This window comes from Sphingobacterium phlebotomi, assembly GCF_008180195.1.
In the GTDB taxonomy this organism is placed as follows: domain Bacteria; phylum Bacteroidota; class Bacteroidia; order Sphingobacteriales; family Sphingobacteriaceae; genus Sphingobacterium; species Sphingobacterium phlebotomi.
In genome coordinates this window covers 269,539-295,949 of the sequence record NZ_VTAV01000001.1, presented here as the reverse complement: position 1 = coordinate 295,949, position 26,411 = coordinate 269,539, and the positions used below count along the sequence as shown (strand labels likewise).

At 42.2% G+C, this 26,411-nt stretch carries 25 protein-coding genes; 16 read left to right on the top strand and 9 right to left on the bottom strand.

Annotated elements, in window-relative coordinates; genetic code table 11:
• Window positions 1-72 precede the first annotated feature (72 nt).
• The 3 genes from FXV77_RS01085 (at window position 73) to FXV77_RS01075 (ending at window position 3,732) form a co-directional block, all read left to right on the top strand.
• Window positions 73-1,629, top strand: a complete 1,557-nt coding sequence (locus FXV77_RS01085) for a fimbrillin family protein (protein WP_148917376.1) — start codon at window positions 73-75, stop codon at window positions 1,627-1,629.
• A gap of 188 nt (window positions 1,630-1,817) precedes the next feature.
• Entirely contained in the window at window positions 1,818-3,332 is a 1,515-nt protein-coding gene (locus FXV77_RS01080) for a tetratricopeptide repeat protein (protein WP_187443965.1), read from the top strand.
• Window positions 3,333-3,336: 4 nt separating this feature from the next.
• Window positions 3,337-3,732: a hypothetical protein gene (locus FXV77_RS01075; RefSeq protein WP_148917374.1), complete on the top strand. Its 396-nt coding sequence runs from the start codon at window positions 3,337-3,339 to the stop codon at window positions 3,730-3,732.
• A 1-nt stretch (window position 3,733) separates the two neighbouring features.
• Here FXV77_RS01075 and FXV77_RS01070 read toward each other — a convergent pair whose 3' ends face one another.
• Window positions 3,734-5,347 (bottom strand): S41 family peptidase, encoded by a 1,614-nt coding sequence (locus FXV77_RS01070; RefSeq protein ID WP_148917373.1) that lies wholly within the window; start codon window positions 5,345-5,347, stop codon window positions 3,734-3,736.
• A 160-nt stretch (window positions 5,348-5,507) separates the two neighbouring features.
• Between FXV77_RS01070 and FXV77_RS01065 the strand changes: the two genes are divergently transcribed.
• The 6 genes from FXV77_RS01065 to FXV77_RS01040 all read left to right on the top strand — a co-directional run bounded on the left by FXV77_RS01065 (window position 5,508) and on the right by FXV77_RS01040 (window position 9,536).
• Window positions 5,508-6,077 (top strand): hypothetical protein, encoded by a 570-nt coding sequence (locus FXV77_RS01065; RefSeq protein WP_148917372.1) that lies wholly within the window; start codon window positions 5,508-5,510, stop codon window positions 6,075-6,077.
• 118 nt (window positions 6,078-6,195) lie between these two features.
• On the top strand, window positions 6,196-6,603 hold the full coding sequence (locus tag FXV77_RS01060; RefSeq protein WP_148917371.1) for a VOC family protein: 408 nt from the start codon (window positions 6,196-6,198) through the stop codon (window positions 6,601-6,603).
• A 59-nt stretch (window positions 6,604-6,662) separates the two neighbouring features.
• Window positions 6,663-6,914 carry a hypothetical protein gene (locus FXV77_RS01055; protein ID WP_148917370.1) on the top strand — a complete coding sequence of 84 codons (252 nt, stop codon included), beginning with the start codon at window positions 6,663-6,665 and terminating at the stop codon, window positions 6,912-6,914.
• Between the two features lie 50 nt (window positions 6,915-6,964).
• Window positions 6,965-7,369, top strand: coding sequence for an HU family DNA-binding protein (locus tag FXV77_RS01050; protein ID WP_148917369.1), 405 nt, complete (start codon window positions 6,965-6,967; stop codon window positions 7,367-7,369).
• A 234-nt stretch (window positions 7,370-7,603) separates the two neighbouring features.
• The gene (gene fumC / locus FXV77_RS01045; RefSeq protein WP_148917368.1) at window positions 7,604-9,001 is read left to right on the top strand and encodes a class II fumarate hydratase; all 1,398 of its coding nucleotides are present in this window, start codon (window positions 7,604-7,606) and stop codon (window positions 8,999-9,001) included.
• Between the two features lie 4 nt (window positions 9,002-9,005).
• The gene (locus FXV77_RS01040) at window positions 9,006-9,536 is read left to right on the top strand and encodes a fumarate hydratase (RefSeq protein ID WP_246162140.1); all 531 of its coding nucleotides are present in this window, start codon (window positions 9,006-9,008) and stop codon (window positions 9,534-9,536) included.
• A 370-nt stretch (window positions 9,537-9,906) separates the two neighbouring features.
• Here FXV77_RS01040 and FXV77_RS01035 read toward each other — a convergent pair whose 3' ends face one another.
• From FXV77_RS01035 to pepT, 6 genes are all read right to left on the bottom strand, one after another.
• Window positions 9,907-11,016: a toxic anion resistance protein gene (locus FXV77_RS01035; RefSeq protein WP_148917367.1), complete on the bottom strand. Its 1,110-nt coding sequence runs from the start codon at window positions 11,014-11,016 to the stop codon at window positions 9,907-9,909.
• Between the two features lie 3 nt (window positions 11,017-11,019).
• Complete coding sequence (locus FXV77_RS01030; RefSeq protein ID WP_148917366.1) at window positions 11,020-11,808, bottom strand: hypothetical protein; 789 nt, start codon at window positions 11,806-11,808, stop codon at window positions 11,020-11,022.
• Between the two features lie 8 nt (window positions 11,809-11,816).
• The gene (locus FXV77_RS01025) at window positions 11,817-13,022 is read right to left on the bottom strand and encodes an MFS transporter (RefSeq protein WP_148917365.1); all 1,206 of its coding nucleotides are present in this window, start codon (window positions 13,020-13,022) and stop codon (window positions 11,817-11,819) included.
• Between the two features lie 3 nt (window positions 13,023-13,025).
• Window positions 13,026-13,502 (bottom strand): copper resistance protein NlpE, encoded by a 477-nt coding sequence (locus FXV77_RS01020; RefSeq protein ID WP_148917364.1) that lies wholly within the window; start codon window positions 13,500-13,502, stop codon window positions 13,026-13,028.
• A gap of 441 nt (window positions 13,503-13,943) precedes the next feature.
• On the bottom strand, window positions 13,944-14,510 hold the full coding sequence (locus FXV77_RS01015; RefSeq protein ID WP_148917363.1) for a nitroreductase family protein: 567 nt from the start codon (window positions 14,508-14,510) through the stop codon (window positions 13,944-13,946).
• A 60-nt stretch (window positions 14,511-14,570) separates the two neighbouring features.
• Window positions 14,571-15,851, bottom strand: a complete 1,281-nt coding sequence (gene pepT / locus FXV77_RS01010) for a peptidase T (protein WP_148917362.1) — start codon at window positions 15,849-15,851, stop codon at window positions 14,571-14,573.
• 79 nt (window positions 15,852-15,930) lie between these two features.
• On the opposite strand from pepT, the gene FXV77_RS01005 reads away from it, so the two are divergent.
• The 5 genes from FXV77_RS01005 to FXV77_RS00985 all read left to right on the top strand — a co-directional run bounded on the left by FXV77_RS01005 (window position 15,931) and on the right by FXV77_RS00985 (window position 22,520).
• The gene (locus FXV77_RS01005) at window positions 15,931-17,394 is read left to right on the top strand and encodes a WG repeat-containing protein (protein ID WP_148917361.1); all 1,464 of its coding nucleotides are present in this window, start codon (window positions 15,931-15,933) and stop codon (window positions 17,392-17,394) included.
• A gap of 14 nt (window positions 17,395-17,408) precedes the next feature.
• Window positions 17,409-17,903: a hypothetical protein gene (locus FXV77_RS01000; RefSeq protein WP_148917360.1), complete on the top strand. Its 495-nt coding sequence runs from the start codon at window positions 17,409-17,411 to the stop codon at window positions 17,901-17,903.
• Window positions 17,904-19,766, top strand: coding sequence for a M1 family metallopeptidase (locus FXV77_RS00995; protein ID WP_148917359.1), 1,863 nt, complete (start codon window positions 17,904-17,906; stop codon window positions 19,764-19,766).
• A gap of 2 nt (window positions 19,767-19,768) precedes the next feature.
• Window positions 19,769-20,896, top strand: coding sequence for a radical SAM family heme chaperone HemW (gene hemW / locus FXV77_RS00990; RefSeq protein WP_148917358.1), 1,128 nt, complete (start codon window positions 19,769-19,771; stop codon window positions 20,894-20,896).
• A 175-nt stretch (window positions 20,897-21,071) separates the two neighbouring features.
• Complete coding sequence (locus tag FXV77_RS00985) at window positions 21,072-22,520, top strand: glyceraldehyde-3-phosphate dehydrogenase (protein ID WP_148917357.1); 1,449 nt, start codon at window positions 21,072-21,074, stop codon at window positions 22,518-22,520.
• 76 nt (window positions 22,521-22,596) lie between these two features.
• Here FXV77_RS00985 and FXV77_RS00980 read toward each other — a convergent pair whose 3' ends face one another.
• Window positions 22,597-23,859: a 3-deoxy-D-manno-octulosonic acid transferase gene (locus FXV77_RS00980; RefSeq protein WP_148917356.1), complete on the bottom strand. Its 1,263-nt coding sequence runs from the start codon at window positions 23,857-23,859 to the stop codon at window positions 22,597-22,599.
• Between the two features lie 60 nt (window positions 23,860-23,919).
• Here FXV77_RS00980 and FXV77_RS00975 point away from each other — a divergent pair, with 60 nt between their 5' ends.
• Window positions 23,920-24,915, top strand: a complete 996-nt coding sequence (locus tag FXV77_RS00975) for a UDP-glucuronic acid decarboxylase family protein (RefSeq protein ID WP_148917355.1) — start codon at window positions 23,920-23,922, stop codon at window positions 24,913-24,915.
• Window positions 24,912-25,940 (top strand): UDP-glucose 4-epimerase GalE, encoded by a 1,029-nt coding sequence (gene galE / locus FXV77_RS00970; protein ID WP_148917354.1) that lies wholly within the window; start codon window positions 24,912-24,914, stop codon window positions 25,938-25,940. Before FXV77_RS00975 ends, galE begins: the two co-directional genes overlap by 4 nt.
• Window positions 25,941-25,980: 40 nt before the next feature.
• Here galE and FXV77_RS00965 read toward each other — a convergent pair whose 3' ends face one another.
• On the bottom strand, window positions 25,981-26,400 hold the full coding sequence (locus FXV77_RS00965) for a DUF983 domain-containing protein (RefSeq protein ID WP_148917353.1): 420 nt from the start codon (window positions 26,398-26,400) through the stop codon (window positions 25,981-25,983).
• Window positions 26,401-26,411 lie beyond the last annotated feature (11 nt).

The window sequence follows — 26,411 nt, the reverse complement described above, 5'->3', positions numbered from 1 at the left end:
TACGTTAAGAAAACACATTATCAAACCGATCCCGATACGTCGGGAGAGCTCTAATCAAACCAAAAAAATTAAATGAAAAAAACATCAAATCGGCCAACACTGAAACTAGCTATCGGTATGGCCATTACCTTTATATTGTTTACAGGTTGCTCAAAGGAAGAAAATGCCGTCAATCCGGATAAAGTCGCCAAAGTACAGGTGCTCGTTTCCGGCATCGATCATGTCGAAACAGGCACCCTAAAGGCATCTGCCACAAAAAAAAGCAAATCAAATAACGCCGTTCCCACTACGCAGACGGTCACTGTCCGAATAGATAACGAGCATTATATCCAAGCAACGCTATCCAGAAAACAGGGGAACGACCAAGCATCCGACGTGGCACGTTTATCAAAAGCAAGTGTCGCGAAGACTGCGGGAACAGCATTAAAAGCAGCAGCCGAACCGCTACCCACAGGTATTACATATGGGGTGGTGGTATATGATGCGGACGGAAACTATGTTGACCAAGCAGATTACACGATTGGTGGCAGCATGCCAGAAGCATTTGAACTGGTCGCCGAGCAATCCTATACATTTGTTGCTTATTCACTGCATAATTCCGATCCGCTGCCAAGTGCTGGCACAGGTGCCCTCTCTGCGGCGAAGCTGGAAAATATTACTGGAACTGCAGATCTCCTCTATACACGGATCGATCAGCAGGTGACATCGGGACAAAACACCCTGAATATTACCTTGAAACACCTATTCAGTGAAATTACGACAATCATAGATGGAAGCCAAATCGGATCCATTGAAGTGGCCGACAATTTTTATTTAGCTCCACATTACGATCAAGCCGATCTGGAATTCGAAGAAGGAACCCTAACGTACCATAACCTGAACACGAATGGCGCTCCCGTTCAAATGGGAGCAATAGGAGGCACCAGCATCACATCTTTGCCGACAATTGTCGCCAATTCCGGCACGGCAAACGGCGTTCTAAAAATCGGGGCAATCAAGATTGGAGACCTTACCAAAAATGACGTGGAAATCGGCGGGATCACTATTATGCCGGGTGAACGTTACGATTTGAATCTTACCATTAAGAAACACCCACAAGATATCGGAGGATTAATCTGGGCTGAAGGCGACCTTAACTATGACACTGATGAGGATGTATACAGCTTCTCGCAAAACGCCGGTGACGGTAGTTATTTCCCTTTCGGGCATCTATATCCTTACGGCGATGGTCGAGAGTTTGACCGCAGTGCAGCGAATTTGGGAGATCCTTGTGCTTTGGTGATGGACGGCAATCAATGGCGTACACCAACCAAAGAAGATTTTGACATGTTAAGCGGCGAAGACGATATATCGGAACCTCGCACTATTGGCGGCATAAATGGGGCTTGGTATCCAACCATCGATGATGAGGGTTTATTTTTTCCAGAGACGGGCTACAGAACACCTACAAATTCAAACATCCTTCAACCGAGAGAAGGCTGGCGTTGGTCTACAACTTCCTTGTGGATTCTTTGGGCCGGAAGACATCAAGAAAACGGCAATTGGTATAGTGTTGTTTCTAACCGCGACGGGGGATTCTCTACCGTAGACTGGGGCATGAAAATACGCTGTGTAAGAGATTATAACTAACCTACCTACCGTATCCAACGACTTGACTTAAAAATGTTTTTTTAAGTGATGATCGTATTTACTATTGGTTGTGCTTGGCATGGAATAGTCCATGTCAAGCTATTTTTGAGCTATACGCGCTTTTTAAGAGCTGTTTTGTTAACTAAATTTGTATTTTCAACTTAATGCGCCGTTTCGCATACCTCTATATGAATTATCCTACCAACATCTTTCATCCTAATTTTATACGATACCGACTGCTTTCCACCCTCCTTCTCCTCTTCACCCATATTATCAACGTCCAGGCACAAAACCCTAATAATGAGATTGACTCTCTTTTAGATAAAGCGTGGGCGCATCATGTTTCCGCACAACTGTTACCCTCACTGGAAGAAGCAACGAAAGCTTTGGTATTAGCCAATAAACACCGCTATGATAAAGGAAAAGGCGAGGCCCATTTTATGATAGGACACGCCTTATTGCATATCGGTTTACTCAGGGAGGGGTTGAAGCATATGGATGAAATCAAAAAAACGGCGTATTACAGAAAGCGAGCAATTGTTCAGTCCGAAATCCATCGTTTGAGTGCCCAATTTTATACAAAGCTCGAACTGCATGAACTCGCACTAAGAGAATACCGAGCGCAACAGAAGTTATGGGAAGCATTGGAAGAGGACAACAAAACGATATCGTTACTCTATCTATACAGTAACCTTACGTATACGTTCAAGAAAATGGAAAAAATAGATTCTGTTGAAAAATACACGTTTCTGCAACTGGGTCTCCTGCATACGCTCGGGGGGAAGGACGAGAAGGTTCATATGGAATACATGAGTACCTATAACAACCTCGGTTGGCTCTTTATCCATAAAAAAGATTACGACAAAGCAAAAATTTATCTGGACAAATCTCTTGCGACGGTAGAAAAGCATCATATACCGATCTTCTTAAACACCATGATCTTTTTAGGAGAACTGGAAAGAGAGCAAGGGAATTATCATCAAGCAGCGATATATTATAAAAAGGCGTTGGCCAACGCGATCCATGTAGGTGATCGCAATGCTATTCGAAATCAATACAGAGAGCTATCGGATTTTTATAGAGAATATAATCTTGGTGAGGATGAAGCAAATCAATACTTGTTGGCGTATAGTCGGCTAAATGACTCCTTGGAAAGAGAGAATAAACAAGTCATTGATCACGCTTTACGTCACGTATTGAACGTGAAAGATAAAGAAGAAAATATCAAAAAAAACAACTATATAGTGGGTATTATCGCTATTTTGACGCTTGCTGTATTGATGTTTGTCTATTTTTCCTGGAGGGCACGAAATAATCGAAACGTTTTGAAGGAGAAGGAGGCAACCTTACATGAAAAAGAAATAACGAACAAAGCACTTAATAACACCCTTCAAAAGAATAAGTTCAATGATCTTTTAACGCTAGCAAGAAGCAATAGCCCGGAGTTTTTAATTCTGTTTACAGAGTTATATCCGGAGTTTATTCAAGCATTAAAAGCTATCGATCCCAAGATTCGGAATACAGAATTAGAGTTTTGTGCGATGGCCTTCCTTAACTTTTCCACCAAGAACATTGCCGAATATACTTTTGTGACAACCCGAGCGGTGCAAGTTCGAAAAAATAGATTTCGGAAGAAATTCGGCATCCCCTCAGATGTCGATTTTAACATCTGGATATGGGAAAGAATATCAGTGTCAAGTTAAACAAATGAAATCTAAAAAAGAACTTCAAATAGAAGCCGTTAAGGCTATTATCAACGGGGACTTACTCTTTGAGGAAGCTATGGTAAAATATCATGTGAAAGATAAGCGCACCATGTCAGCGTGGATAAATAAGACTATACCACTGCTAAAAACACCAAAACCAGAATCTAAAATATCCGCTGGATCCTCCTTTAACACTATAGCTGCAAGCTCCGAACACATGATGACAGATATATTAAGAGAAGAAAATTCGTTATTAAAAAAAGTAATAGACCTGCTGGATAAGGTGCGCGAACTTGAGGATAAAAATACATTATTGACCCGTCACAGAGATCTGCTGATGGAGAAGGTATCTTCGTTAGAGTTACGCGTTCAAATACAGCAGAAAGAGATGAAATAACTTATCGTACATCATGCTCTCCAAAAAACTCTAAAGCCTTCTGCACAAAATTATCATTTCGATTTCTAACTTTGAAATAAGCTTCACGACCAAAATAAAAGCGTCCCACTAGCGCTTCTATATCCGTTTCGATGACGTTCCGAAGTTCGCGGGCCTTCCTGTCGGAGATTACAAACCCTTCTTCGCGCACAAAATCAATAAACGCGTGATATTCATTATCGGGCAAATTATAACCCTGTAAGAAATTCTCAATGGAATAAGCAGGTGCCTGTTTGGTAAAACGGGTATACACAAATTGCTCAATAAAGCTATACTGTATCAAATCCTGATAGAAAAGACTCAACGCATTCGAATCCTGCGTCACATGAATATCGGGCAGTATCCCTCCACCGCTGTATACTTGTTTGCCTGCTTTGGTTTCAAAGGCCTTCCCATGTGCATATAAAGTATCGAGTGCCCATAGTCCGTTATACATACTGCTAAAGTCGACCATATTCGACCAATTGGCCATGTATTTCTTTTGTATGCTCCGTCCAAGCGGTGTGAAATAACGCGCGATGCTCAAGTTTACCGTTGACCCGTCCGAAAAATCGAATTGTTCTTGCACAATCCCTTTTCCATACGAGCGCCTTCCGACAATCGTTCCACGATCCCAGTCCTGTATGGCTCCCGCTACAATCTCACTCGCCGAAGCTGTATTTTCATTAATGAGAATCGCTAGTTCGCCTGTAGCAAAATTGCCTCCTTGAGCACTGTCCGAAAAATATTCGCGTCGTTCTTCATGTGCCCCTTCGGTATATACAATAAGACGTCTGTCGGCAAAAAACTCGCTGGCTAACTTGATGGCCATGTGGAAATATCCCCCTCCATTGTCCCGAAGGTCAAGAATAAGTTTTTGTGTCCCCTGCTTTTTCAGTTCGATAATAGCCTCCCGAAACTCGTGGGCCGTATTGATACCAAATCGTCTTACCTTCACGTAACCTACACCCGGTTCAATCATATAAACCACGTCCAGTGAGCTTACCGTTACCTGGTCACGCACCACCTTGATGGGTGTATCCATCTCCTCTCCTCCCCGCTTCACGTGTATACGGACATCTGTTCCACGACGACCGCGGATCAATTTCTCCACACCTTCCCGCGAAATATGTATCCCAGCCACAGGTTCATTACCTATTTTCAGCAACTTATCTCCTACTCGGAAGCCCGCCTTATCTGCTGGACCACCATTAATCAATGACACAATCATCAGCGTATCGTTCAAATTAAAGTACTCCATACCAATACCTTCGAATGTTCCTTCCAAAATTTCTGTCTGGCGCTGTGACTCATTAGGAACTAAATAACTAGAATACGGGTCCAAATGCGATATAATGTGATTGATTGCTCCATTTTGTACCGAGTCAATGTCGACGCTATCCACATAAGCTTCGTCCACAAGATCTAACAATTGCTGAACTTTCCATGTATTCCCGGATAAACCGATAGGCATGAGGCTATTGCCGGGTTTGCTCCCTTGCTCATCTACATAGTTCTGCCCGAGCAGGATGCCCAAGAGCAATACGGCGGCATAAGTAGCTGCGACAAAGATGTTCCGTTTAGTGCCTTTTTGCATGGATAAAATTCGGTTGCAAAATTAAAATAGTTTTCTCAATATTTGCGTGATAAGTTAACAAGTATTTGAATAATATACGTACGAAAACCTTTATTGTTCATAATATTCTTGTAAAAACTACGTGATAATTTATTTCTATCTTTACTAAAACGTATTTGCTTTGCACGAAATAGAACCCTATTATAATTGGCGCGATGATTATATCGCTTCGGAAGACGAAAAATCGCCTTTCTACGGCACGGTTTATAGCGAATTTGAGTACGACAAACAGATTTATAATTTTCTGTTGCATCCCCAATGGGATCAGTTCGGTTCACTCACTCTCTATGTAAAAATTCTATATGCTGACTATGACCGAGGGTTTGCCATCATGGAATTGATTGGCGAATGGAACGATACTATTTACAATGATATTATGCTGCTAAAACGCGAAGTAGTCGATATCATGATGGCAGAGGGAATTAACAAGTTTCTACTTATCGGCGAAAATGTACTCAACTTCCATAGTTCCGACGATTCGTATTACGAAGAATGGTTCCAGGATATAGATGATGGATGGATTGTGGCCGTGAATTTCAGAGATCATGTCATTCAGGAGTTTCAAACGCAGGGAATCGATTATTACATCCATTTTGGTGGAGATTTCAACACTTTCCCCTGGCGTACACTGAAGCCCAAGCAGCTGTACCATCATATACAGCAACGTATCAATAATCGGTTGGGGATGTAAAAGTTAAACAATGGTTTCAAAAACAAACATCCAAATTCTTATCTTATGCAAAGTTGATTAAAAAAGAAAGTGGTTAGATTTGTAATATAAAACGAATAATAGTCAACATCTAAATAGCATGAGAATAAGAGGCACAGTAGTTTGTTTACCTGTTCAAAATTTGGACAAAACACTAACATTTTACAAAAACATCTTTGGACTTCCCGATCTTCAGATTGAAGAAGGAATAATTACGGTTGAACTAACAAATCTTTCTTTATTTCTCATGGAAAAAGGTGCTTTTGAAGCATATACCCAAAAAGCAGGTTATGGGGCACAGTTACCAAACGACAATATTGGAACAATCATCAGTTGTTCGTTGATGTCAAAAGAAGATGTAGATACAGCTTTGGAAAATGCACCAAACTACGGAGGCACTGTATCGGGCAAAGCCATGGTTGACGAAACATATGGGGGATATATTGGATATATTTCCGACCCTGACCGTCATTTATGGGAGCTTGTATACCCGCCACAGCAAAGTTAGAATTGACAGTGTAAACAAAAATTCCTTTTCATTCAACGCACTTTTTTTTTAGGTCAAAAATGGAATCAATCAATCGCATAGCGCTGTCGGGTTTGACTTCCGCCAAATCCCGCGATCCTGTTAACAAAGATGACGCTTCTTCCCGTGAGTTAGAGGCTGTCACGAATCCGATAAAAATAGTATCCCAAAGAAATAAACAGGTATGTGCATGGCGTTATATTACTCGACGTATACAGATATACGCATTTTATACCGCCTTACATTTGTGGAAGTACGTACAGTGCGTTATCTTTACGACACGAAGGGACTAATACTTTAAAGTATACTAACGAACAACGAACTATAATCCTATTTCAATACCATGGCAATTAAATATAATATTCACGAAATTGGAAGCAATATAGATCCAACAGTACCAAAGAAGTTCTATCTCCGCCCAATCAGCTCGGGCGAGAAAACTTTGGATGACTTGGCGGCTGACATATCGCATTCCTGCTCACTCACTGAATCTGATGTATATGCCGTGCTCCAAAGTTTAGTAAGAGAGATTCCCCGAGCTATTTCCGATGGTTATATCGTCCGTTTAGGTAATCTAGGATCTTTTCGGATGAGTGTCAACAGCACAGGAAGCGCAAAGAAAGAAAATGTTTCTGAGCTGAACGTCCACAAGCGACGGTTGATTTTCCATCCCAGCAAACAGATGAAGAAAGAACTGGACAAAGTTACTTTTGAAAAAAAGATAAGCTCTTATAAACAAGAGGCTTAGGCAAGTGTCTAAAATTGCATATGCATTTCTAAAAAAAAGCATATGCAATTTACGTAAAATGGATATGCAAAATACCTAAAACGCATATGCATTTTTGCTAAAACAAACTTTAGTTTTCAAAACCTATACGTTATCCCGGTGTAAACAAAAGTTCCTTTTTCCTTCAAGTTTCATTAACTTTGTCGTACAACCATTTACAGGTTGATTTTTTAACTTTTAACATTCACATACACTATGTCATTTAGGATTGAAAAAGATACCATGGGTGAAGTTCAAGTTCCTGCGGATAAATATTGGGGAGCACAAACGGAACGTTCACGCAACAATTTTAAGATTGGGCCGGCAGCGTCTATGCCGAAAGAGATTATCGAAGGTTTCGCTTATTTAAAGAAAGCTGCCGCTTTTGCTAACCACGAGCTAGGTGTTTTATCCGTGGAGAAACGCGATGCAATCGGCGCTGTTTGCGATGAAATCCTAGCCGGTAAACTAGACGACCAATTTCCATTGGTGATTTGGCAAACTGGTTCCGGGACACAATCCAATATGAATGTCAATGAAGTAGTCGCTAATCGTGCACAGGTGTTAGCCGGCGGCAATATTGGTGAAGGTGAACCTATCCTAAAAGCAAACGACGACGTCAACAAATCACAGTCGTCTAACGATACATTCCCAACAGGAATGCACATCGCAGCCTATAAAGCGGTCGTAGAGGTAACGATCCCCGGCGTAGAAAAATTACGGGACACACTGCAACGCAAATCCGAAGAATTCATGAAGGTCGTCAAGATAGGCCGTACGCACTTAATGGATGCGACGCCATTGACGCTCGGACAGGAACTTTCGGGGTATGTAGCACAGCTTAATCACGGCCTAAAAGCGGTAAAGAATACCTTGGCGCACCTATCCGAATTGGCCTTGGGCGGTACCGCGGTAGGAACGGGATTAAATACCCCTGCGGGTTATGATGTTGTTGTCGCCAAATACATCGCCGAATTTACGGGATTACCTTTCGTTACGGCTCCGAATAAATTCGAGGCATTAGCTGCACACGACGCTATTGTGGAAACACACGGCGCACTTAAGCAGCTTGCTGTTTCTTTGAATAAGATTGCAAACGACATTCGTATGCTGGCTTCTGGTCCGCGTTCGGGTATCGGCGAAATCATCATTCCGGAAAACGAACCGGGTTCTTCTATCATGCCGGGCAAAGTGAATCCAACCCAATGTGAAGCACTCACGATGGTAGCTGCACAGGTGATGGGAAATGATGTTGCCATTACCATTGGAGGCACACAAGGCCATTACGAACTGAACGTATTCAAACCGCTTATGGCAGCCAACTTCTTACAATCGGCACGCCTTATTGGTGATGCTTGCGTATCTTTTGAGGAGCACTGTGCCGTAGGTATCGAACCTAATTACGCTCGTATTAAAGAACTTGTGGACAACTCTTTAATGCTTGTAACGGCGCTCAACACGAAAATCGGTTATTACAAAGCAGCAGAAATCGCACAAACAGCCCATAAAAACAATTCTACTCTTAAAGAAACAGCTATCGCTTTAGGGTACGTGACAGCGGAACAATTTGATGAGTGGGTGAAACCAGAGGATATGGTCGGAAGTTTAAAATAATCAGGTGATAATACTTTTATTATTAAAATATCGCCTATTCGCATGCCTATCTACGATGGTAGGTATGCTTCTTTTTGTGAGCAGTTGTGTCCGTCATTCAGAAATGCAGGCAGAAGGCGCCGATTATCTACAGGGTGTGTGGGTGCAGGATAGTGTTGTCCATCAATCGCAGATGATGGATTATACCTTACATGAATTTAAGTTTATTTGCGACTCTATATATACCACCATGCAGGTACACGCCAGCATGCAACGTATTCCGGATTCTTGCTATCAAGACGGAGAATGGACGGAATACGCCCGGGGCGTTTATGTCATCCGTGGTGATAGTCTGATAGGCGAGGGTATTTATACGCGTCTTAACGGCAAATACAAGACATCCGGGTGTCATCGGACGGGCACCTATCTACCCCGTTATCGTATCGCCTACCACGATGCAGATTCTCTTGTGCTGGAAAGTCGATTCGACCAACGACCTGTGATTTTGCGGAAAACACACGGTATCAAGTGTGTGCCTAAAAAGCGATGGGAGTAGCTCCTTCATTTTTTTCTTGATAAAAAAACGAAGCAAAAAAATCAAGGCTGAGTACGTTTTTGCTATTTTCCATTGTCTATTCCTAAACAAAATAAAACTCGCTGCGCTCAAACATTATTTTGTTTTTAACGGAATAGTCTGCTGAAAAATGGCCGCAAAAAAGTACAAGGCCGTTTAATCTCGCTTGTTCGCGAAGCAATATTGAATGCTCATAGCCACGCATTGCACAATCCCTCCCTTAACATCCAATGTCGCCTCCGGATTTTTGAGGTATGTAGAAACTCATCCTTAGTACTATCCATTGTCTCAAACATCCGAAGCGACGAGTTTTTTTGGTTACTTTTTTTGAGGTAAAAAAAGTGACAGAAGATTAATTTAATAAATTATTCTCGTCCGTAGCGGATTTCAATATATGTGTCTTCAACTCATTTTCAGATTGTAGTAATTCCTGCTCTACGACTTTGCGTTTTTCCCTTCCTTCCCGTTGTATCTGAAGCACCTGGTCTATAGTCGAGACAATGTCCTGGTTCGCCTTTTTGATCGTTTCAATATCAACAATACCTCGTTCTGTTTCTTTGGCAATATTGATGGTCGAGTCTTTCAGCATCTCTGAATTACGTCTCAACAATTCATTGGTTGCGTCTGTAACCGCCTTTTGGGCTTCCAAAGCACGTTGTGAATGGGCAATACCCAATGTAAGTACCATCTGATTTTTCCACAACGGAATCGTATTGACAAGAGAAGACTGAATCTTTTCCATCAAGGAGGAACTGTTGTTCTGTATTAATCTGATTTGCGGTGCAGTTTGAAGAACCACCATGCGCGTAAGCTTCAAATCATGGATTTTACGTTCAAAGCGCACCACATGCTGTTCCATATCTTTATACGCCTGCACCTTATGCTGATCGCCAGAAGCCTCTGCTTCGGCCTTTAATTGTGGCAAAGTAATGGAGTGCGCTTCCTGCAACTTTTCTTCTCCCGCTGCGATATAGAGCGAAAGTTCCTTAAAATAGTTTTGGTTCTCTACAAAAAGCTTATCGAATATATTGACGTCTTTTGCCAAGTTTTTGTAATGCCCTTCCAATTTCAGCTCTATCTGATGGATGTTTTTCTCCACCGATTGATACTCGGTACGCATACGTTTTACCTTTTTCTTTAGATTATCAAAAAAAGGAATCAACGGTTTTTTGTTCAGGTTCTCATCAAATGATTTAATGTCTGAGCGCAGGTTTAATAGAATATCTTCTGCTCCCCCCATATCTTTGGTACGCACTTGTTTCAATATTTCGTTCGAAAAATTGCCGACTTTCGTTTGACTCCCGACACCGTATTGGATCACATCGGTAGTCGACGTTAAGTTTATTTTATCTTTATATTGCCTTATCGCTGCCTTGTCTTCATCGGAAAAATTTACGGATACATCCGTGCTTTTTTTGTTTTCTCCATTATCATCGTATGTGGTCAGATCCAGATTTGCCATAAGTTAATCTTTTAATAGGTTTCTATTTTTTAATGTCTGTATATATACATCGGTTTCGGCCGATACATCCAAGATACCCGCTTTAAACTGATTAGTTACCTCCTGTTCGATAGCTATCGCGGCTTTGGCAATAACCTCTTCCAATTTCTTTTTGGATTCTATCGCCACTTGGTTATTCAGTCTTGAATTTTCAATTTCATCATACTTCATCAACACGTTCACCACCGTGGAATGACGGACAAGAAATTTTTCCGCTTCCATTTTATCACGTTGCTCCAACAAGTGAAAAAGATGGATAATCTTATCAATATTCTGGTGTATTGCCCTATTATTAATCGCTTTGCGCCAATGCAGCAATCTCTCGATAAAAAGTTGAGGCGTATCCAACGTGGCTTGCGGTAATTCCTGTAATCTATTACGGGAAGAAGCTGTCGGAATCCAAGCCAGCGGACGCATCTCGCCCAGCTCCAAACGCTGTAAATAAGGTTTTGCCCGATTTAAGAGCATACCATTTCCGACGATATAAGAAGTAACATATCCTCCAAGCGTCAACAGCATGCCTTGCGATATAGCTCCGAAAAAATAAACAAATGAGGCAAACAATGCCAATTCCACCATCAATAAGGCAATTCCTGTAGCATACCAGGAGCGAATTTTACTTTTCTTCGCTTGGGATAACATCACAAAGGGGAAGATATGCACTGGAAAAGGAATAAACATGGCAATCGATATGAATGTCCATGTCAATTGCCGCAGTTCCCAGCGTTTTGGTTTCTTCGTTGCAAATCCCATGTTGCAATTTACTTATTTTTCATTAAAAAATTGTTTTTTAATCTCCCCCTCCCTAATAAAACATGTGCGCCAAAAGCTAAAATACTAAAAACCGTACCAACGAAACAGACACCTGTCCAACCGGCGTATTGCCAACCTACAGCACCCAGGTAGGTTCCTAAAGATCCTCCAATAAAATAGCTGACCATGTAAACCGTGTTCAACCGATTAGTAGCGTTGGTAGGTAAAGCAAAAAAATCAGATTGATTCATAATATGAGAACTCTGCAATCCCAGGTCAATCAAAATAATACCTATAATTAACCCCCAGTAGGTATTCCCCCCGAAGTAGATAAACATCCAGCTTGACAATAATATCAATAGCGAATAATAGATCAATTGATATCGGGTAAACCGTTGTGCTAATCTTCCTACAAAAGCTGCTGCCAAAGCGCCCACAGCGCCGATCAAACCGAATCCTCCTACTACGGATGAACCTGCGTAAAAGGGTTCTCCTTCCATGTGGAAGACAAGTGTTGTGAAAACCGCAGACATGGCACCAAACCCCATTGCTCCACGGAATGAGGCTAATTGCAGGACAGGCTGGTTTTTCGCCAGCTGCCAGACCGATTGCATCAACGAGCCATAAGACCCTTCAAAATTGGGACGTAGTTCCGGCAAGTAACGATAGACCAACAGCCAAGCTAGTATCATCATCCCCGCCGCTATTTCAAACATCGTCCGCCAGCCCCACAATTCACCGACTATACCGCTGAGGAAACGTGACAATAATATGCCTATTAGCAGCCCGGACATGACCATACCAATATTGACCGATTTTTTCTCCGGGCTGGAAAGCTCTGCTGCCATCGGCACAAATAGTTGGGGAATCACGGAGGTAACTCCAATAAAGAAACTCGCAACAAAAAGCCCCGTTAGCTGTTGGGCATATGCCATAAACAGCAAGGCCAGAATAACGAGTGCCAAATCTATCAGGATTAACTTCTTTCTCCATAATTTATCACCCAACGGCACGATAAATAGTAATCCACATGCATATCCTATCTGGGTCAACACAGCAATTTTACTCACACTACTTTCGCTTACCTGGAAATCTGCCGCGATCAGTCCCAAAAGTGGCTGATTATAATAGTTATTAGCCACCACCAAACCAGACAGTACCGCCATCAGCCATAACATAGTCGATGTAAGTTGAGGGGTAGATAAATTTGACACGAATTATAGCTGCTTTTTATAAATATAATGCTCCGCTAACTCTCCGGTGATCTCTTTACCTTCTTGATCTAACTGAAACAGCCTGTTTTCGCCTACTTTAAGCTTAACGTCTGTATCTTTTCCTTTCAAATGCACGATAGATCCATTATTTTGCCATTCAAAGGTGCCTTCGTCTTCAAACTTCGTGTCCCTTTCCAAATATTCACTACTTATCTGGAATGTTTCATCTTCATGGAGAACCAATACGGTCTTAATCCCAGGACAATCGGCACAAGGCAAAACGGCCTCATAAGTTCCCATCCAATCAACGGAGTTTTGGGAATTATGCGCCGGATCCGGATTTTCCATCTCCAGGGGTCTAGATACCATTTGATCTTCCAACGAATCTATTCGTTCTTCCGAGTTTGTTTGCGAGTTATCCGGCGATGTGCAGGCTGAAAAAACAAATACTGCTAATGCCACATAAAATAATTTTTTCATAACTTTTTTAGTGTTTATTACAAATATTGCACCATCCTTTCCTGAATATTCATGTCCCCTTACCTTTATTTGTCTATATCCTCTTCATTTTTTGTCTTGACACAAAAAACGAAGCAAAAAAAGTCAAGGCTTGCAAGGTTCCGCTACCTTTACTTGTCTATTCCTAAACAGAAAGGAACTCGCTTCGCTCAGACAGCTTTCTGTTTTTAACGGAATAGCCGTCGTAAAGCTGCCCGCGGAACAATGCTAGGCCGTTTGAGCCCGCATCATTGCTGTTTATTATTAAATGCGTTCATCTACGCATTACACTACCCCTAATTAACACAGATGGTCGCATCCGAACGTTTTACAACTGCACTAACACTCTTTAGCACTATCCTAAATGTAAAACATTCGAAGCGACGAGCTTTTTGTTTCTTTTTTGCGGGAAAAAAGAAAAAATCACTCTTCCCAACGCACCTTCTCGGTTATAGGCGATCTTACGGGTTCACGTGGTTCATTGTTATGATGCCCCATATAGAAAAGCCCGACACATTTTTGATTGTCTTCCAAATTCAGGAATGATCCCAAATGATGAATAAGCCCCGGAGAGGCCCAGTAGCCTCCAATGTTGAGCGAATGCGCTGCCAACCACATATTTTGCACTGCACAGGCCGTGGCCGCCAGTTCTTCCCATTCAGGAAGCTCACCCGTATAGTTCACAATAATAGCGATCGCCACATTGGACATCGTCGCTTTCTTCGCCATATTTTGTTCCGCCAGTTCCGCATATTTTTCGGAAGGCGTCGTTTCTCTATAAATACGGCTCAACTCTGCTCCTAAGCGATTCAAGCCATCCTTTTGAAATACCACAAAACGCCACGGCTGTGTACGCTTATGCGTAGGTGCAGCATTTGCTGCTTCTAATATAGTAAGGATATCTTCTTTAGCAATATCTTCGTTGGTAAAACTATTCTGGTTTACCGTTCTCCTGCTGTAAATGGCTTTTAATACTTCGTTTTTTTCCATATTTTTAAATCTGTGATCGGTTGTCCGTGACCAATCTTTATATAGTTTATTTTTTTTGCTTTACCCCTGTTTATCACCTATCGCGTCTTCCTGCCAAATATTAGCAATATGCAGAATGGTTAACACCGCTTTTTCCATATCTTGTTTGCTTACCCATTCCATTTTACCATGAAATGCATGTCCACCAGCAAATACGTTTGGACAGGGCAGTCCCATAAATGAAAGCCGCGAACCATCCGTACCGCCCCGTATACTTCTCCGTTCGGGCGTAAGTCCGGCACGTTTAATGGCCTCCAAACCTACCTTCATGATTGCTGGATACTGGTCGAGCACCTCTTTCATATTCCGATACTGCTCTTTAACATCGAATGTGTAAGTCACACCCGGATAATGTACGACCACGTTCTCCACAATACGATGCAATATGGTTTCGTATTCTGCTAATTTGGATGTGTTGTGGTCTCTGATTATAAAATTGATTTCCGCTTTGTCTACTCCCCCGCTTATCTCGGTTGGATGGATAAAACCTGCTGCCTCCGCAGTTGTTTCCGGCGACAAACTATCTTTTGGCAAATCCGCAATAATGTCCGCCGCCACTTTCAATGCACTAACCATTTTTCCTTTCGCGAAACCAGGGTGCACAGATATGCCTTGAATAACAATATGCACCGCATCTGCCGAAAAAGTCTCATCTTCAATAGTACCTGCTTTTTCTCCATCTATCGTATAAGCAAACTGCGCACCTAATTTCTTCAAATCGACATGATCGACACCTTGTCCAACTTCTTCATCGGGTGTAAACAACAACTTGATTTCACCGTGCTTTATCTCGGGATAGTCCATCAGCAAACGTGTAGCATCCATAATCTCGGCTATACCGGCTTTATCATCTGCCCCGAGTAATGTAGTGCCACTAGCTGTAATAATATCATGGCCTAGTTGATGCTTCAAATCGGGATGCTCGCTAAATTTTATAATGACCGATGGGTCATCTGGCAACGCGATATCTTGACCCTGATAATCAGCATGTAGTAGCGGCTTCACATCTTTTCCCGAACAATCCGGCGACGTGTCCACATGGGAGCAAAAACAAATCACAGGAACTTCCTGACCCACATTCGATGGAATAGTAGCGTAGACATAGCCATATTCATCGAGATGCGCATCTGTTATACCCATTTGACGCAATTCCGACACTAAGAGTTTGCTTAAATCCTTTTGCTTTTCCGTAGAAGGAAAAGAAGTTGCATGGGGGTCGGATTCTGTATCAATCTGAACGTAGCGCATAAAACGTTCCGCAACGTGAAAATCGGTTATACTATTTATATCAAAATTATCCATACAAACATCTAATTATCGTCCAAAGGTAGAAAGTTTTGCAGTTTTTTTCTCAATTTTGCAGCCTAATTACACAACATCTATGTATAGAAGTATATTGGCTCTACTACTGAGCTTCTCCCTTTCTACGGTTTTTTCACAAGAGAAACTTTTTAAAATTGACTACAAACTCGCCCTTTCTTTAGCAACACTTGCGCAGGCTGACACAGCAGAAGATAGATCGCTTGCCATGTTAGCAGCATTGGCTACAGCATTCGGTGAGGATGACACGCCACAAGTACAAGCCTGGGTAAATCAACATTTTATGCGGGTAGAAACACAGGGTATCATTCAAAACAACCAAATCCAAATCACCAACCGTAACACAGCTGATTCGTATACGCTCTATCCTTCTCTGCAGGCCTATACAAAAACCGCCGATGCGATGGATAAAGTGAACATCCATGAAACGGAAGATGATATCATCGTCACCAGCACAGCCGATTTACCTTTACGCTTTATCGCAGACACCAGCAAGACTATCGCCGGCTTGTCATGTAAATTGGCCGTTTTGGAGTTCGACACAGATGAACTTGATGCTTCTGCCGCACAAGACGCAAAAGTGGAAATCTGGTATAATGAAAGCCTTCCCTCTTTATACTGGGGAGAATATGCCTATCTCAAAAACATCCCCGGCGCAGCACTGTATATCGGTGCTTTCGGATTTGGCATTGAAGCAAGTACCGTGCAGGAAATTGATTTCGACCCAACGCTCTTTGAAATTCCCGAAGACTATACATTACAAGAAGATATATATGGCATCAGCTTCTTCGATATGCCTTTAGGATACGATTTATATGCATTTCAGGATTCGACAAGCCACCTTATCGGTATCCGGGATGATAACCAACAGATCATTGTGACACCAAAATACGCGTCCATTAATGAATTTATAGGAACACATGCAGTCGTCACAAACCCGGATTTCCAATACGGCATCATTGATACGGAGGGGCAAGAAGTTATTCCCTGCGAATGGGAATACCTGGCGCTGGATCCCGAACTGGAGATCATCTTCTTCTCCATAGATGGCAAAACAGGCATGATGGATCAGAACCAACACGTTATCATTCCGGCTCAATATGACCATATTTCATTCTTTTCAAAGGGCTATGCCTTATTCTCCCAAGACGGTAAAACGGGATTAATTGATCTAAACGGCCAAATCATTTTACCAGCAGTTTTTGAAACCATTATGGAATATGACGAAAGCCATATGATCATTATGGAGAATGAGCGGTATTATGTGGTGGATATACAATCGCAACAAAAGACTACAGCAGGATACGATTACCTCTTGTTGGCAAATGAGGACGACCTTGTGGTGGCCCTCCAGGACAACAAGTATGGCTACATCACCAAAGATGGGAAAACGGTCATCCCTTTTAAATATGAATATGCAACGCCATTTTATGACGGCATAGCGGCAGTAAATGAAACCGAGGAAGGGGATGTGCTGTATATCAATACGAAAGGGGAATATGTACGGATTAAGGAAGCAGGGTAAACCGTAAATAACTCGTGATATTTAACCAAAAGGGTGGCTATATGGTCGCTCTTTCTTATTTTTGGGACATGGTCAACAAGTCTTTCCATATAGCGACGCTACATCGCGGACGATATATGCTGCTCCTTCTGGCAGGTGTCTGCCTGATTACTGCTATCGCTTCCCGATTTCCTATATCCGAAATCGCTAAGATTCTGGTCGTGCTGGTTAGCTTACCATTATTGATTTTCTGTAGCACCAAATGGAGTAAGAACGATTCCGTATGGATCATAAAAGAAGGAAAGGTTGTGATACAATTTAAGAACCAACAAGAGGATTCTTTTCCATTGGACAATATTAAGTACCTACGTAATGTGCCTCGATCAGGCGGCAACCTGATTATGTTTTTTTTTAAGAAAGACAAAAAAACAAAACGATATTGGCGCAATAAGTTATTTGAAAAAGCCGATGACCTCCATGCACTTGTCCACGCAATACGACAAGAGGGTGTCGAATATTATTATATGTAAATGAAAACAAAACTACTTCTATCTTTTTTAATGCTTTTCCATACTATCCTATTTGCACAACGGGCAGGATATTGGCAACAAGCTGTCGATTACAAAATGGATATTGATGTCGATGAGAAAAACTATCAGTATCAAGGAAAAATGACGATAAAATACACCAACAATTCCAACCAAGCCCTTGGAAAGGTCTATTTCCACCTGTATTTTAACGCATTCCAACCGGAAAGTATGATGGATTACCGGTTATCCAACATTGCCGATCCCGATGCACGAATGACGAGCAATATAGGCACAATAGAAAACCCGAAGATTCAAAGCCGAATTGCTCCGTTGACACCCGAACAAATCGGTTATCAACGGATACAATCTCTCACAATGAACGGACAGCCAACCACATTCAAAGAGGACGGCACCATACTGGAAGTGACCTTACCTACTCCCATCCAACGCGGAGAAACAGTTTCTTTCGACATGAGCTGGGAAGCACAAGTTCCAGAACAAATACGCCGTAGCGGCCGAAATTCCAAAGAAGGCGTAGCTTTATCCATGACACAATGGTACCCTAAGATGGCGCACTTCGATGAGTTTGGCTGGCATTTAGATGAATACGTAGCCCGTGAATTTATCGCTCCCTTTGGTAATTTTGATGTCACGCTACACCTTCATAAAGATTATATCGTCGGAAGCTCCGGCGTATTACAAAATCCAGCAGAAGTAAAAGGGTATGACAAAAAAACAAAAGTCGTTTCCACCAACGGGAAAGCTACCTGGCATTTCAAAGCGGAGAGCATCCATGATTTCGCTTGGGCAGCCGACCCAAAGTTTGTCGTCGATTCGACTAAAAGCAAAGATGGTGTTTCGGTCTACACCGTCTACCTCCCAACCAACAAGCAAGTTAAAGAAAATTGGAAAACGGCACAGGGGCTGGCAGCCGAGTTTTTTGATTTTTGCGCCGAACGTTTTGGTCCGTATCCATGGCCTACCTATACCATTGTTCAAGGAGGTGATGGCGGCATGGAATACGGTACAGCAACTCTCGTGACCGGTGGGCGTAATATCCAAAGCTTGGTAGGTGTTATTTTCCATGAAGCCGCCCATTCTTGGTATCAACACCTTTTTGGTATCAATGAAACGGTAGATGAATGGTTTGACGAAGGTTTTACCAGTTATATAGAGGAGCTAGGTTTTCAAAGTTTATTCGAGAAAAGAGGCAGCTTGGATACCAACCCGGTAATCAACGCTTATCGAGCTTACTACAAACTGGCTTTATCTGGTAAGGAAGAGCCCATGAGTTTACTGGCAGATTACTATGACACGAACTATGGCTATAGCCAGCAGGCATACAATAAAGGACAAGTCTTCGCACAACAGCTCGGCTATATTATCGGCCAGCAAAACCTGGATAAAACGTTTTTGAAGTTTTACGAGCTATGGAAATTCAAACACCCGACCCCCAACGACTTTAAACGTGTAGCTGAAGAAGTATCCGACATCAACTTAAAATGGTATTTCAATCTATTTGTGAATACCACACGTACGATCGACTATGCTATCGAAAATGTAACCGACAACGAGATTATACTGACGAATAAATCGAATCTCGCCATGCCCATTGACCTGTTGGTGGAATACGAAGATGGCACAAAGGAACTCTTCTATATTCCGTTACGCGAAATGCGTGGTGAAAAACCCGCAGAATCCTTCTCCATATATGATGGTGCACAACGCACCGTATTGGAAGATTGGTTCTGGACAAAACCGAGTTATACGTTGCCGATTACGAAGAAAGCTGTAAAGGTGCAGATTGATCCGTCGTTACGATTAGCGGATATTGAATCCGCGGATAATAGCTGGAATAGATAAATATGATCTACTTCCATATCCCATTTTGTAAACAAGCTTGTCATTATTGTGACTTCCATTTCAGCACATCGCTGCAATATAAGGAAGAGATGATACTAGCCTTACAAAAGGAAGTAGCGTTACGTGCGCAATATTTGACGGACAAAACCATAAGATCCATTTATTTTGGGGGAGGCACACCTTCTTTGCTAACGGCGGAAGAAATCGAGCACCTTATAGGCAACGTTGCAACACATTTCGAAATAGCCAACGACGCTGAAATCACCTTGGAAGCGAACCCCGATGATTTGGATAAAGCAAAAGTACAAGCGCTACGGCATACCCCTATCAACCGTTTTAGCATCGGTATACAATCCTTTTATGAAGAAGATTTACGTTGGATGAATAGGGCACATCATGCTTCAGAAGCCGAAGCATCCATCAAACGAGTACAAGATGCGGGCTTTGAAAACATCACTGCCGACCTTATCTATGGCTATCCGTTGTTGACAAATGCGAAATGGCGGTCCAATATGGAGAAGCTGCTTACATTTAATATCCCTCATATCTCGTCTTACGCGATGACTGTAGAGCAGAAAACGGCACTGGCACACTTCATTCGCAACGGAAAAACCCCTCCCATGCAAGAAACACAAAGTGCTGAACAAATGAACATGCTTATCGATACCTTGACCAAAAATGGATTTGCGCATTATGAAATATCGAACTTTGCCAAAAATGAACAATACGCCAAACACAATACCGCTTATTGGCAAGGCAGGCATTATCTTGGTATCGGTCCATCGGCACACTCATTTAATGGAAAATCGAGAAGCTGGAACATCGCAAACAACACCCGCTATATGGAAGGGATAGCCATCGGAAAACCCGTTTTCGAAACGGAAAACCTATCTCGGGAAGATCAGTTCAACGAATATATCATGACTTCTCTGCGAACGATGTGGGGTATTGATCTGGAGAAAATAGTACGGGACTTTGGGACAGACAGTAAACAATATCTCGTATCGCACATACAATACTTCATAGACCAGCAGGAGGTAGAACTTATCCAAAAACGCTATCTTACACTCACGGTGAAAGGAAAACTCCTTGCTGATTATATTGCGTCGGAACTTTTTATCGTCCAGTAAGTCTATGTTATGGACGAAGAAACAAAATTAAAAATTATTAATTTTCAGGCTTATTTTTACAAATCCAGCAAAATCATTAACCTATTTTGTCTAATATTTACAAATACAGTAAAATAACATCAATTTTCACCTAGTATTTAATATGTTTGTACCGTAATCATGTATAACAAAAATTATGGTACCAATAGTCCCTTTTGAAGAAGAAATCAAAAGTTATCAACAACAGCAAAATGCTGCAGCTCGTCTCGCTGAGATCGTCAGCAATATGTGGATCAACGAAGGTGTTGAACTCGTTTTATTCCGGAATCAAATCCTACATCAACGTCCCGGCTCTATTCTCCACCTGCACAGACACATATCGACCCTATACAGTACGGAAGTGACTGTTTTCGCTACCACCGAAATAGCTATCGCGATTCAGGAAATGAATCTGCCGCCTTCCAAGATAGACATCGGAACGCTCGCAGTTCATTTTAACAAACAAGCAAGTCAAGATGATTCGATATCTTACTTTGTTCGTAAACAATTGGCTTCCGTTGTGCATCATCAAGGTTTCAAAGCTAAAGACGTTGTACTGTATGGTTTTGGACGAATTGGAAGATTATTGGCAAAAGAATTAATAAACACTACTGCTGATGGTAATCAACTCCGGCTTCGTGCCGTTGTCGTGCGAGAAGAAGTTGACCTCTTTAGTCTACAAAAAAGAGCCAATTTACTAAAACGCGACTCTATCCACGGCGACTTTGAGGGGACTATTGAAACTGACTGGGAAAATAGCGCACTCATCATCAATGGCATGACCATCTATTTCATATCTTCAAGTGCGCCAGAAGATGTAGACTATACTATTTACGGGATCGAAAATGCACTCCTGATTGATAACACAGGAGCATTTAGAAAAAAAATAGATTTGGAGCGCCATCTACGTGCGAAGGGAATTACCCAAGTACTACTTACCGCTCCAGGAAAAGACCTACCTGATATCGTTTACGGAATTAACGAACATACCGTTTCGCCTACAGATATAAAAATATGTTCCGCAGCCTCCTGCACAACCAACGCTATAACCCCAGTTTTATCTATAATTGATAATGCTTTTGGAATAGCCACCGGCCATGTAGAAACCATACATGCGTATACTAATGATCAGAATCTCGTCGATAATATGCATAAGAAAGAGCGGCGAGGACGTGCAGCGGGACTCAACATGGTTATTACGGAGACAGGAGCAGGTGTCGCTGTTTCAAGAGTGCTACCGTCACTCTCAGGAAAACTAACTTCCAATGCTGTCCGGGTACCGATTCCTAACGGATCTCTTGCCATTTTGCAATTGGAATTACAGCAAAAATGTACTAGACAAGAATTGGATAATATATTATTAAATGCCGCCTTAAAAGGAAGCTTGGTTGAACAGATTAAATATGAGAACAATCGCGATCTAGTTTCTTCCGACATTATAGGAACTACGGCAGCCGCCGTCATCGATGCGCCGGCCACGATTGTTTCTTCAAATGGTAGAAATGTTGTTATTTATGTCTGGTATGACAACGAATACGGATATGTACACCAAGTGATGCGACTCGCTAGGTACGTAGCAGGAGTCAGACAATATAGCTACTACTAACGTCTTTAATTTTCATCTATTAGATAAGTCTTAATTGACGAGAGCACCTGCCTGCATTCCACAGGTAGGTTTCTTTTCATACTACAGCGTCTTGTCCGGCCAACCCCTCCGTCTCCAGATATTTCATAATAATCTGCGTAGCGCCCGCCTTTTCCTGCACATACTTCCGAGCCGTCTCTCCGGCAATAGTTCTCTTCTCTTCATCGGACAACGCCTGTGCAACCACCTGCAATTCTTTAGCATTTCCCACACTGAATGCACTCCCCAGTTCCATAAGATCCACCGCTTCTTGGAAACGCGCATAATTCGGTCCGAAAACAACCGGTATACCGTAGGTCGCAGCTTCCAATGTATTGTGGATCCCCACACCAAAGCCCCCGCCTATATAGGCCAGTTGCCCATAACCGTACAAAGACGATAACATCCCGATATTATCGATAATCAGAATTGAAGCATTTTTTATTTCAACCGTCGTGTATTTGGCAAAATGGGAGAAAAATAACGCATCGGGAAACAGTTGTTTAATCTCCTGTAAATGGGTTTGGTGAATTTCGTGTGGCGCCAGGATCATTTTCCAGCCTTTTTGCGCTGCCAATAATTCGGCAAGTAAGCGTTCGTCAGGCGCCCAAGTACTCCCAGCGACCAATACTTGCACATGTTCTCCCAGAAACTGTTCCACTTCCGGTAGGATACGGCGCTGCTTAGGCAATTCCACTACCCGATCGAAGCGTGTATCCCCAGCAAGCCCTGCTTGTCTGATACGAATAGCCCGCAACCAAAGCACCGAGTCCGTATTCTGGGTAAAGAAAAAATTAACCTGTTTCAATATTCCGCGAAAGAATCCGCCATACCATTTAAAAAACACTTGTTCCTCCCGAAAAATAGCTGAGATAACGAATAAAGGGATATTCCGTTTTTTAAGTTCCCGAAAATAATGATACCAATATTCGTATTTCGTAAACACCGCAAATTTAGGCTGTACGATATTCAAAAACTTACAGGCATGATTTGCCGTATCGGTAGGGAGATAGAACACATAGTCTGCTAAAGGTGTATTCTTTCGGATTTCATACCCCGACGGTGAAAAAAAAGTAATGATTATTTTTTCATTCGGATATTTTTTTTTGATGGCTTCCATGACCGATCTTCCCTGTTCAAATTCACCCAACGAAGCAAAATGGAACCATATCGGTTTAACGTCCTTTTCAATCGTTTGTTTGATACTGCCGAATAGCTCTTTACGACCCTCCACCCATAATCTGGCCTTTCTGTGAAATGGCGAGATCAAGCGTAACAGGATGGTGTAAAGGCCTATTCCTATGTCGTAGAGAAGACGCATGTTGATAAAAATATGCTTATATTCGTCAAAGATATTAAACTTTATTCATTATAACGGTTCGTGGATAAACAAGAAAAGAAACGTATACTCATAACGGGCGCAGCAGGTTTTTTAGGTTCGCATTTATGTGATCGCTTTATTGCCGAAGACTTCCATGTTATCGGGATGGACAATATGATTACAGGTGATCTCCGCAATATTGAACATCTATTCAAACTGCCCAATTTCGACTTTTATCACCATGATGTTTCTAAATTTGTACACGTTCCGGGAAAATTGGATTATATCCTCCACTTTGCCTCTCCCGCAAGCCCGGTGGATTATCTACGGATTCCGATTCAGACGTTGAAAGTAGGGTCGTTGGGCACACACAATCTTTTAGGATTGGCAAAAAGCAAATGCGCCCGTATTTTGGTTGCGTCGACTTCGGAAGTCTATGGTGATCCTTTAGTTTCGCCACAACCGGAAGAATATTGGGGGAACGTCAATCCCGTAGGCCCTCGGGGTGTATACGATGAAGCTAAACGCTTTCAAGAAGCCATGACCATGGCTTACCACAACGTTCACGGGCTAGACACGCGCATCGTCCGCATTTTCAACACATATGGCCCTCGTATGCGCTTAAACGATGGACGAGCATTGCCCACTTTTATTGCCCAAGCCTTACGTGGCGAAGACCTCACTGTTTTCGGAGACGGAAGCCAGACCCGTTCTTTTTGTTATGTATTGGATCAAATCGAAGGAATATTTCGGTTATTGCTCTCCGATTATACGCAACCTATGAACATTGGAAATCCGGATGAACTGACCATAAACGATATGGCTAGGGAAATCATCGCCTTAACAGGGAACCAATCTAAAATCCGTTACGTATCCTTGCCCATAGATGACCCGAAGCAGCGGCGTCCAGATATCGGGAAAGCAAATCGGATTTTGAACTGGAACCCGGCAGTGAATCGTAAAGAGGGTCTGCTCCAAACCCTAAATTACTATAAGCAATTGCCCTCAGAAGAGTTAAAACAAAAGAATTTCACATATTATAATCAAGACCAATGAGCAAAATCTTAGTCACCGGCGGAACTGGGTATATCGGTTCCCACACGGTAGTAGAATTACACAACGCGGGCTATACACCGGTTATTATCGACAACTTATCCAACTCGAATATCCAAATTCTGGATCAGATAGCGGAAATTATTGGTATCCGACCGGAATTTCATCAGTTTGATTTATGTGATGAAGCTAAAGTCAAAACCTTTGTTCAAGAGAATCCGGATATTACCGGCATTATTCATTTTGCTGCCTCGAAAGCCGTCGGAGAATCCGTAGAGAAACCACTGAAATATTACCATAACAATTTCTTCTCGTTAATTAACCTCCTGAACGCCTACCAAGGCAAGAATATCAACTTTGTATTTTCTTCCAGCTGCACAGTATATGGTGAGCCAGATACACTACCGGTGACAGAATCTGCTCCGGTAAAAAAGGCAGCTTCGCCTTATGGAAATACCAAACAAATTGCAGAGGAGATATTGGAAGAGACATCCAGCGCTTATGGCAATTATAATATTATCGCATTGCGTTATTTCAACCCGGTCGGAGCGCATGCATCTGCAATGATCGGCGAGCTCCCTATCGGCGTCCCACAGAATCTCCTGCCTTTCATCACCCAGACGGCAATTGGCAAACGGGAAAAACTAACCGTCTTTGGCGGCGACTATGACACGCCTGATGGTTCTTGCATCCGCGATTATATCCACGTGGTTGATTTGGCTAAAGCACACGTAGCCGCCATCCGTTTATTGGAAAAAGGAAATCCCAATGGCAAATACGATGTGTTCAATGTTGGTACTGGAAACGGCTACTCCGTATTGGAAGCTATTGCAGCATTTGAAAAGGCTTCCGGACAGAAGCTTAATTATGTAGTAGGTCCTCGTCGCGAAGGCGATATTATCAAGGTATGGGGAGATGTCACAAAGTCTGCCAACCAATTGGGCTGGAAAGCAGAATTGGGTATTGATGAGATGATGGCGTCGGCATGGGCTTGGGAAAAGTACTTAAAGGAAAATCCGATTGGATAAGGCAATAGTGCGAGGAGCAATCCAATTGCCTCTCGCACTATTACTGTTTCTTATAAGCCTCTCCATAATATTTCTCGTTGAAACGTAGATTGGGAGTCAGCCAATATAATTGTATAATCCGGGAATATCTGAAGTTAACTCCAGCGAATATAACTGCTGTTAACAAACATGCCGTTAAATAAAGCCAAGGTGATTCCGAACCTCCAGATAGTACAGATACAGCAATGCAAACAGTCACAAATTCTGCGACGTTAAGCGCGTAACTAACGAACATAGCCACATAGAAAAATCCGGGTTCCATTTCAAACTTCAATCCGCAATGCGGACAGTTCTTATTCATTTTCTGTCCTTTCAAGCGAAACATACCTCCTTCAAAAATTTTCCCTGTTCGGCATCGGGGGCATCTACATTGTGTTGCCGCTTTAAACTTGCTAATGGTATATGCGTTGTTATTTTCCATGTATACACTAA

What these genes read in the sequence shown, in the direction of transcription:
- FXV77_RS01085 (WP_148917376.1), top strand. Translation starts at nt 73, where the DNA reads ATGAAAAAAACATCAAATCGGCCAACACTGAAACTAGCTATCGGTATG.
- FXV77_RS01080 (WP_187443965.1), top strand. Translation starts at nt 1,818, where the DNA reads ATGAATTATCCTACCAACATCTTTCATCCTAATTTTATACGATACCGA.
- FXV77_RS01075 (WP_148917374.1), top strand. Translation starts at nt 3,337, where the DNA reads ATGAAATCTAAAAAAGAACTTCAAATAGAAGCCGTTAAGGCTATTATC.
- FXV77_RS01070 (WP_148917373.1), bottom strand. Translation starts at nt 5,347, where the DNA reads ATGCAAAAAGGCACTAAACGGAACATCTTTGTCGCAGCTACTTATGCC.
- FXV77_RS01060 (WP_148917371.1), top strand. Translation starts at nt 6,196, where the DNA reads ATGAGAATAAGAGGCACAGTAGTTTGTTTACCTGTTCAAAATTTGGAC.
- FXV77_RS01055 (WP_148917370.1), top strand. Translation starts at nt 6,663, where the DNA reads ATGGAATCAATCAATCGCATAGCGCTGTCGGGTTTGACTTCCGCCAAA.
- FXV77_RS01050 (WP_148917369.1), top strand. Translation starts at nt 6,965, where the DNA reads ATGGCAATTAAATATAATATTCACGAAATTGGAAGCAATATAGATCCA.
- fumC (WP_148917368.1), top strand. Translation starts at nt 7,604, where the DNA reads ATGTCATTTAGGATTGAAAAAGATACCATGGGTGAAGTTCAAGTTCCT.
- FXV77_RS01035 (WP_148917367.1), bottom strand. Translation starts at nt 11,016, where the DNA reads ATGGCAAATCTGGATCTGACCACATACGATGATAATGGAGAAAACAAA.
- FXV77_RS01030 (WP_148917366.1), bottom strand. Translation starts at nt 11,808, where the DNA reads ATGGGATTTGCAACGAAGAAACCAAAACGCTGGGAACTGCGGCAATTG.
- FXV77_RS01020 (WP_148917364.1), bottom strand. Translation starts at nt 13,502, where the DNA reads ATGAAAAAATTATTTTATGTGGCATTAGCAGTATTTGTTTTTTCAGCC.
- FXV77_RS01015 (WP_148917363.1), bottom strand. Translation starts at nt 14,510, where the DNA reads ATGGAAAAAAACGAAGTATTAAAAGCCATTTACAGCAGGAGAACGGTA.
- pepT (WP_148917362.1), bottom strand. Translation starts at nt 15,851, where the DNA reads ATGGATAATTTTGATATAAATAGTATAACCGATTTTCACGTTGCGGAA.
- FXV77_RS01005 (WP_148917361.1), top strand. Translation starts at nt 15,931, where the DNA reads ATGTATAGAAGTATATTGGCTCTACTACTGAGCTTCTCCCTTTCTACG.
- FXV77_RS00995 (WP_148917359.1), top strand. Translation starts at nt 17,904, where the DNA reads ATGAAAACAAAACTACTTCTATCTTTTTTAATGCTTTTCCATACTATC.
- hemW (WP_148917358.1), top strand. Translation starts at nt 19,769, where the DNA reads ATGATCTACTTCCATATCCCATTTTGTAAACAAGCTTGTCATTATTGT.
- FXV77_RS00985 (WP_148917357.1), top strand. Translation starts at nt 21,072, where the DNA reads ATGGTACCAATAGTCCCTTTTGAAGAAGAAATCAAAAGTTATCAACAA.
- FXV77_RS00980 (WP_148917356.1), bottom strand. Translation starts at nt 23,859, where the DNA reads ATGCGTCTTCTCTACGACATAGGAATAGGCCTTTACACCATCCTGTTA.
- galE (WP_148917354.1), top strand. Translation starts at nt 24,912, where the DNA reads ATGAGCAAAATCTTAGTCACCGGCGGAACTGGGTATATCGGTTCCCAC.
- FXV77_RS00965 (WP_148917353.1), bottom strand. Translation starts at nt 26,400, where the DNA reads ATGGAAAATAACAACGCATATACCATTAGCAAGTTTAAAGCGGCAACA.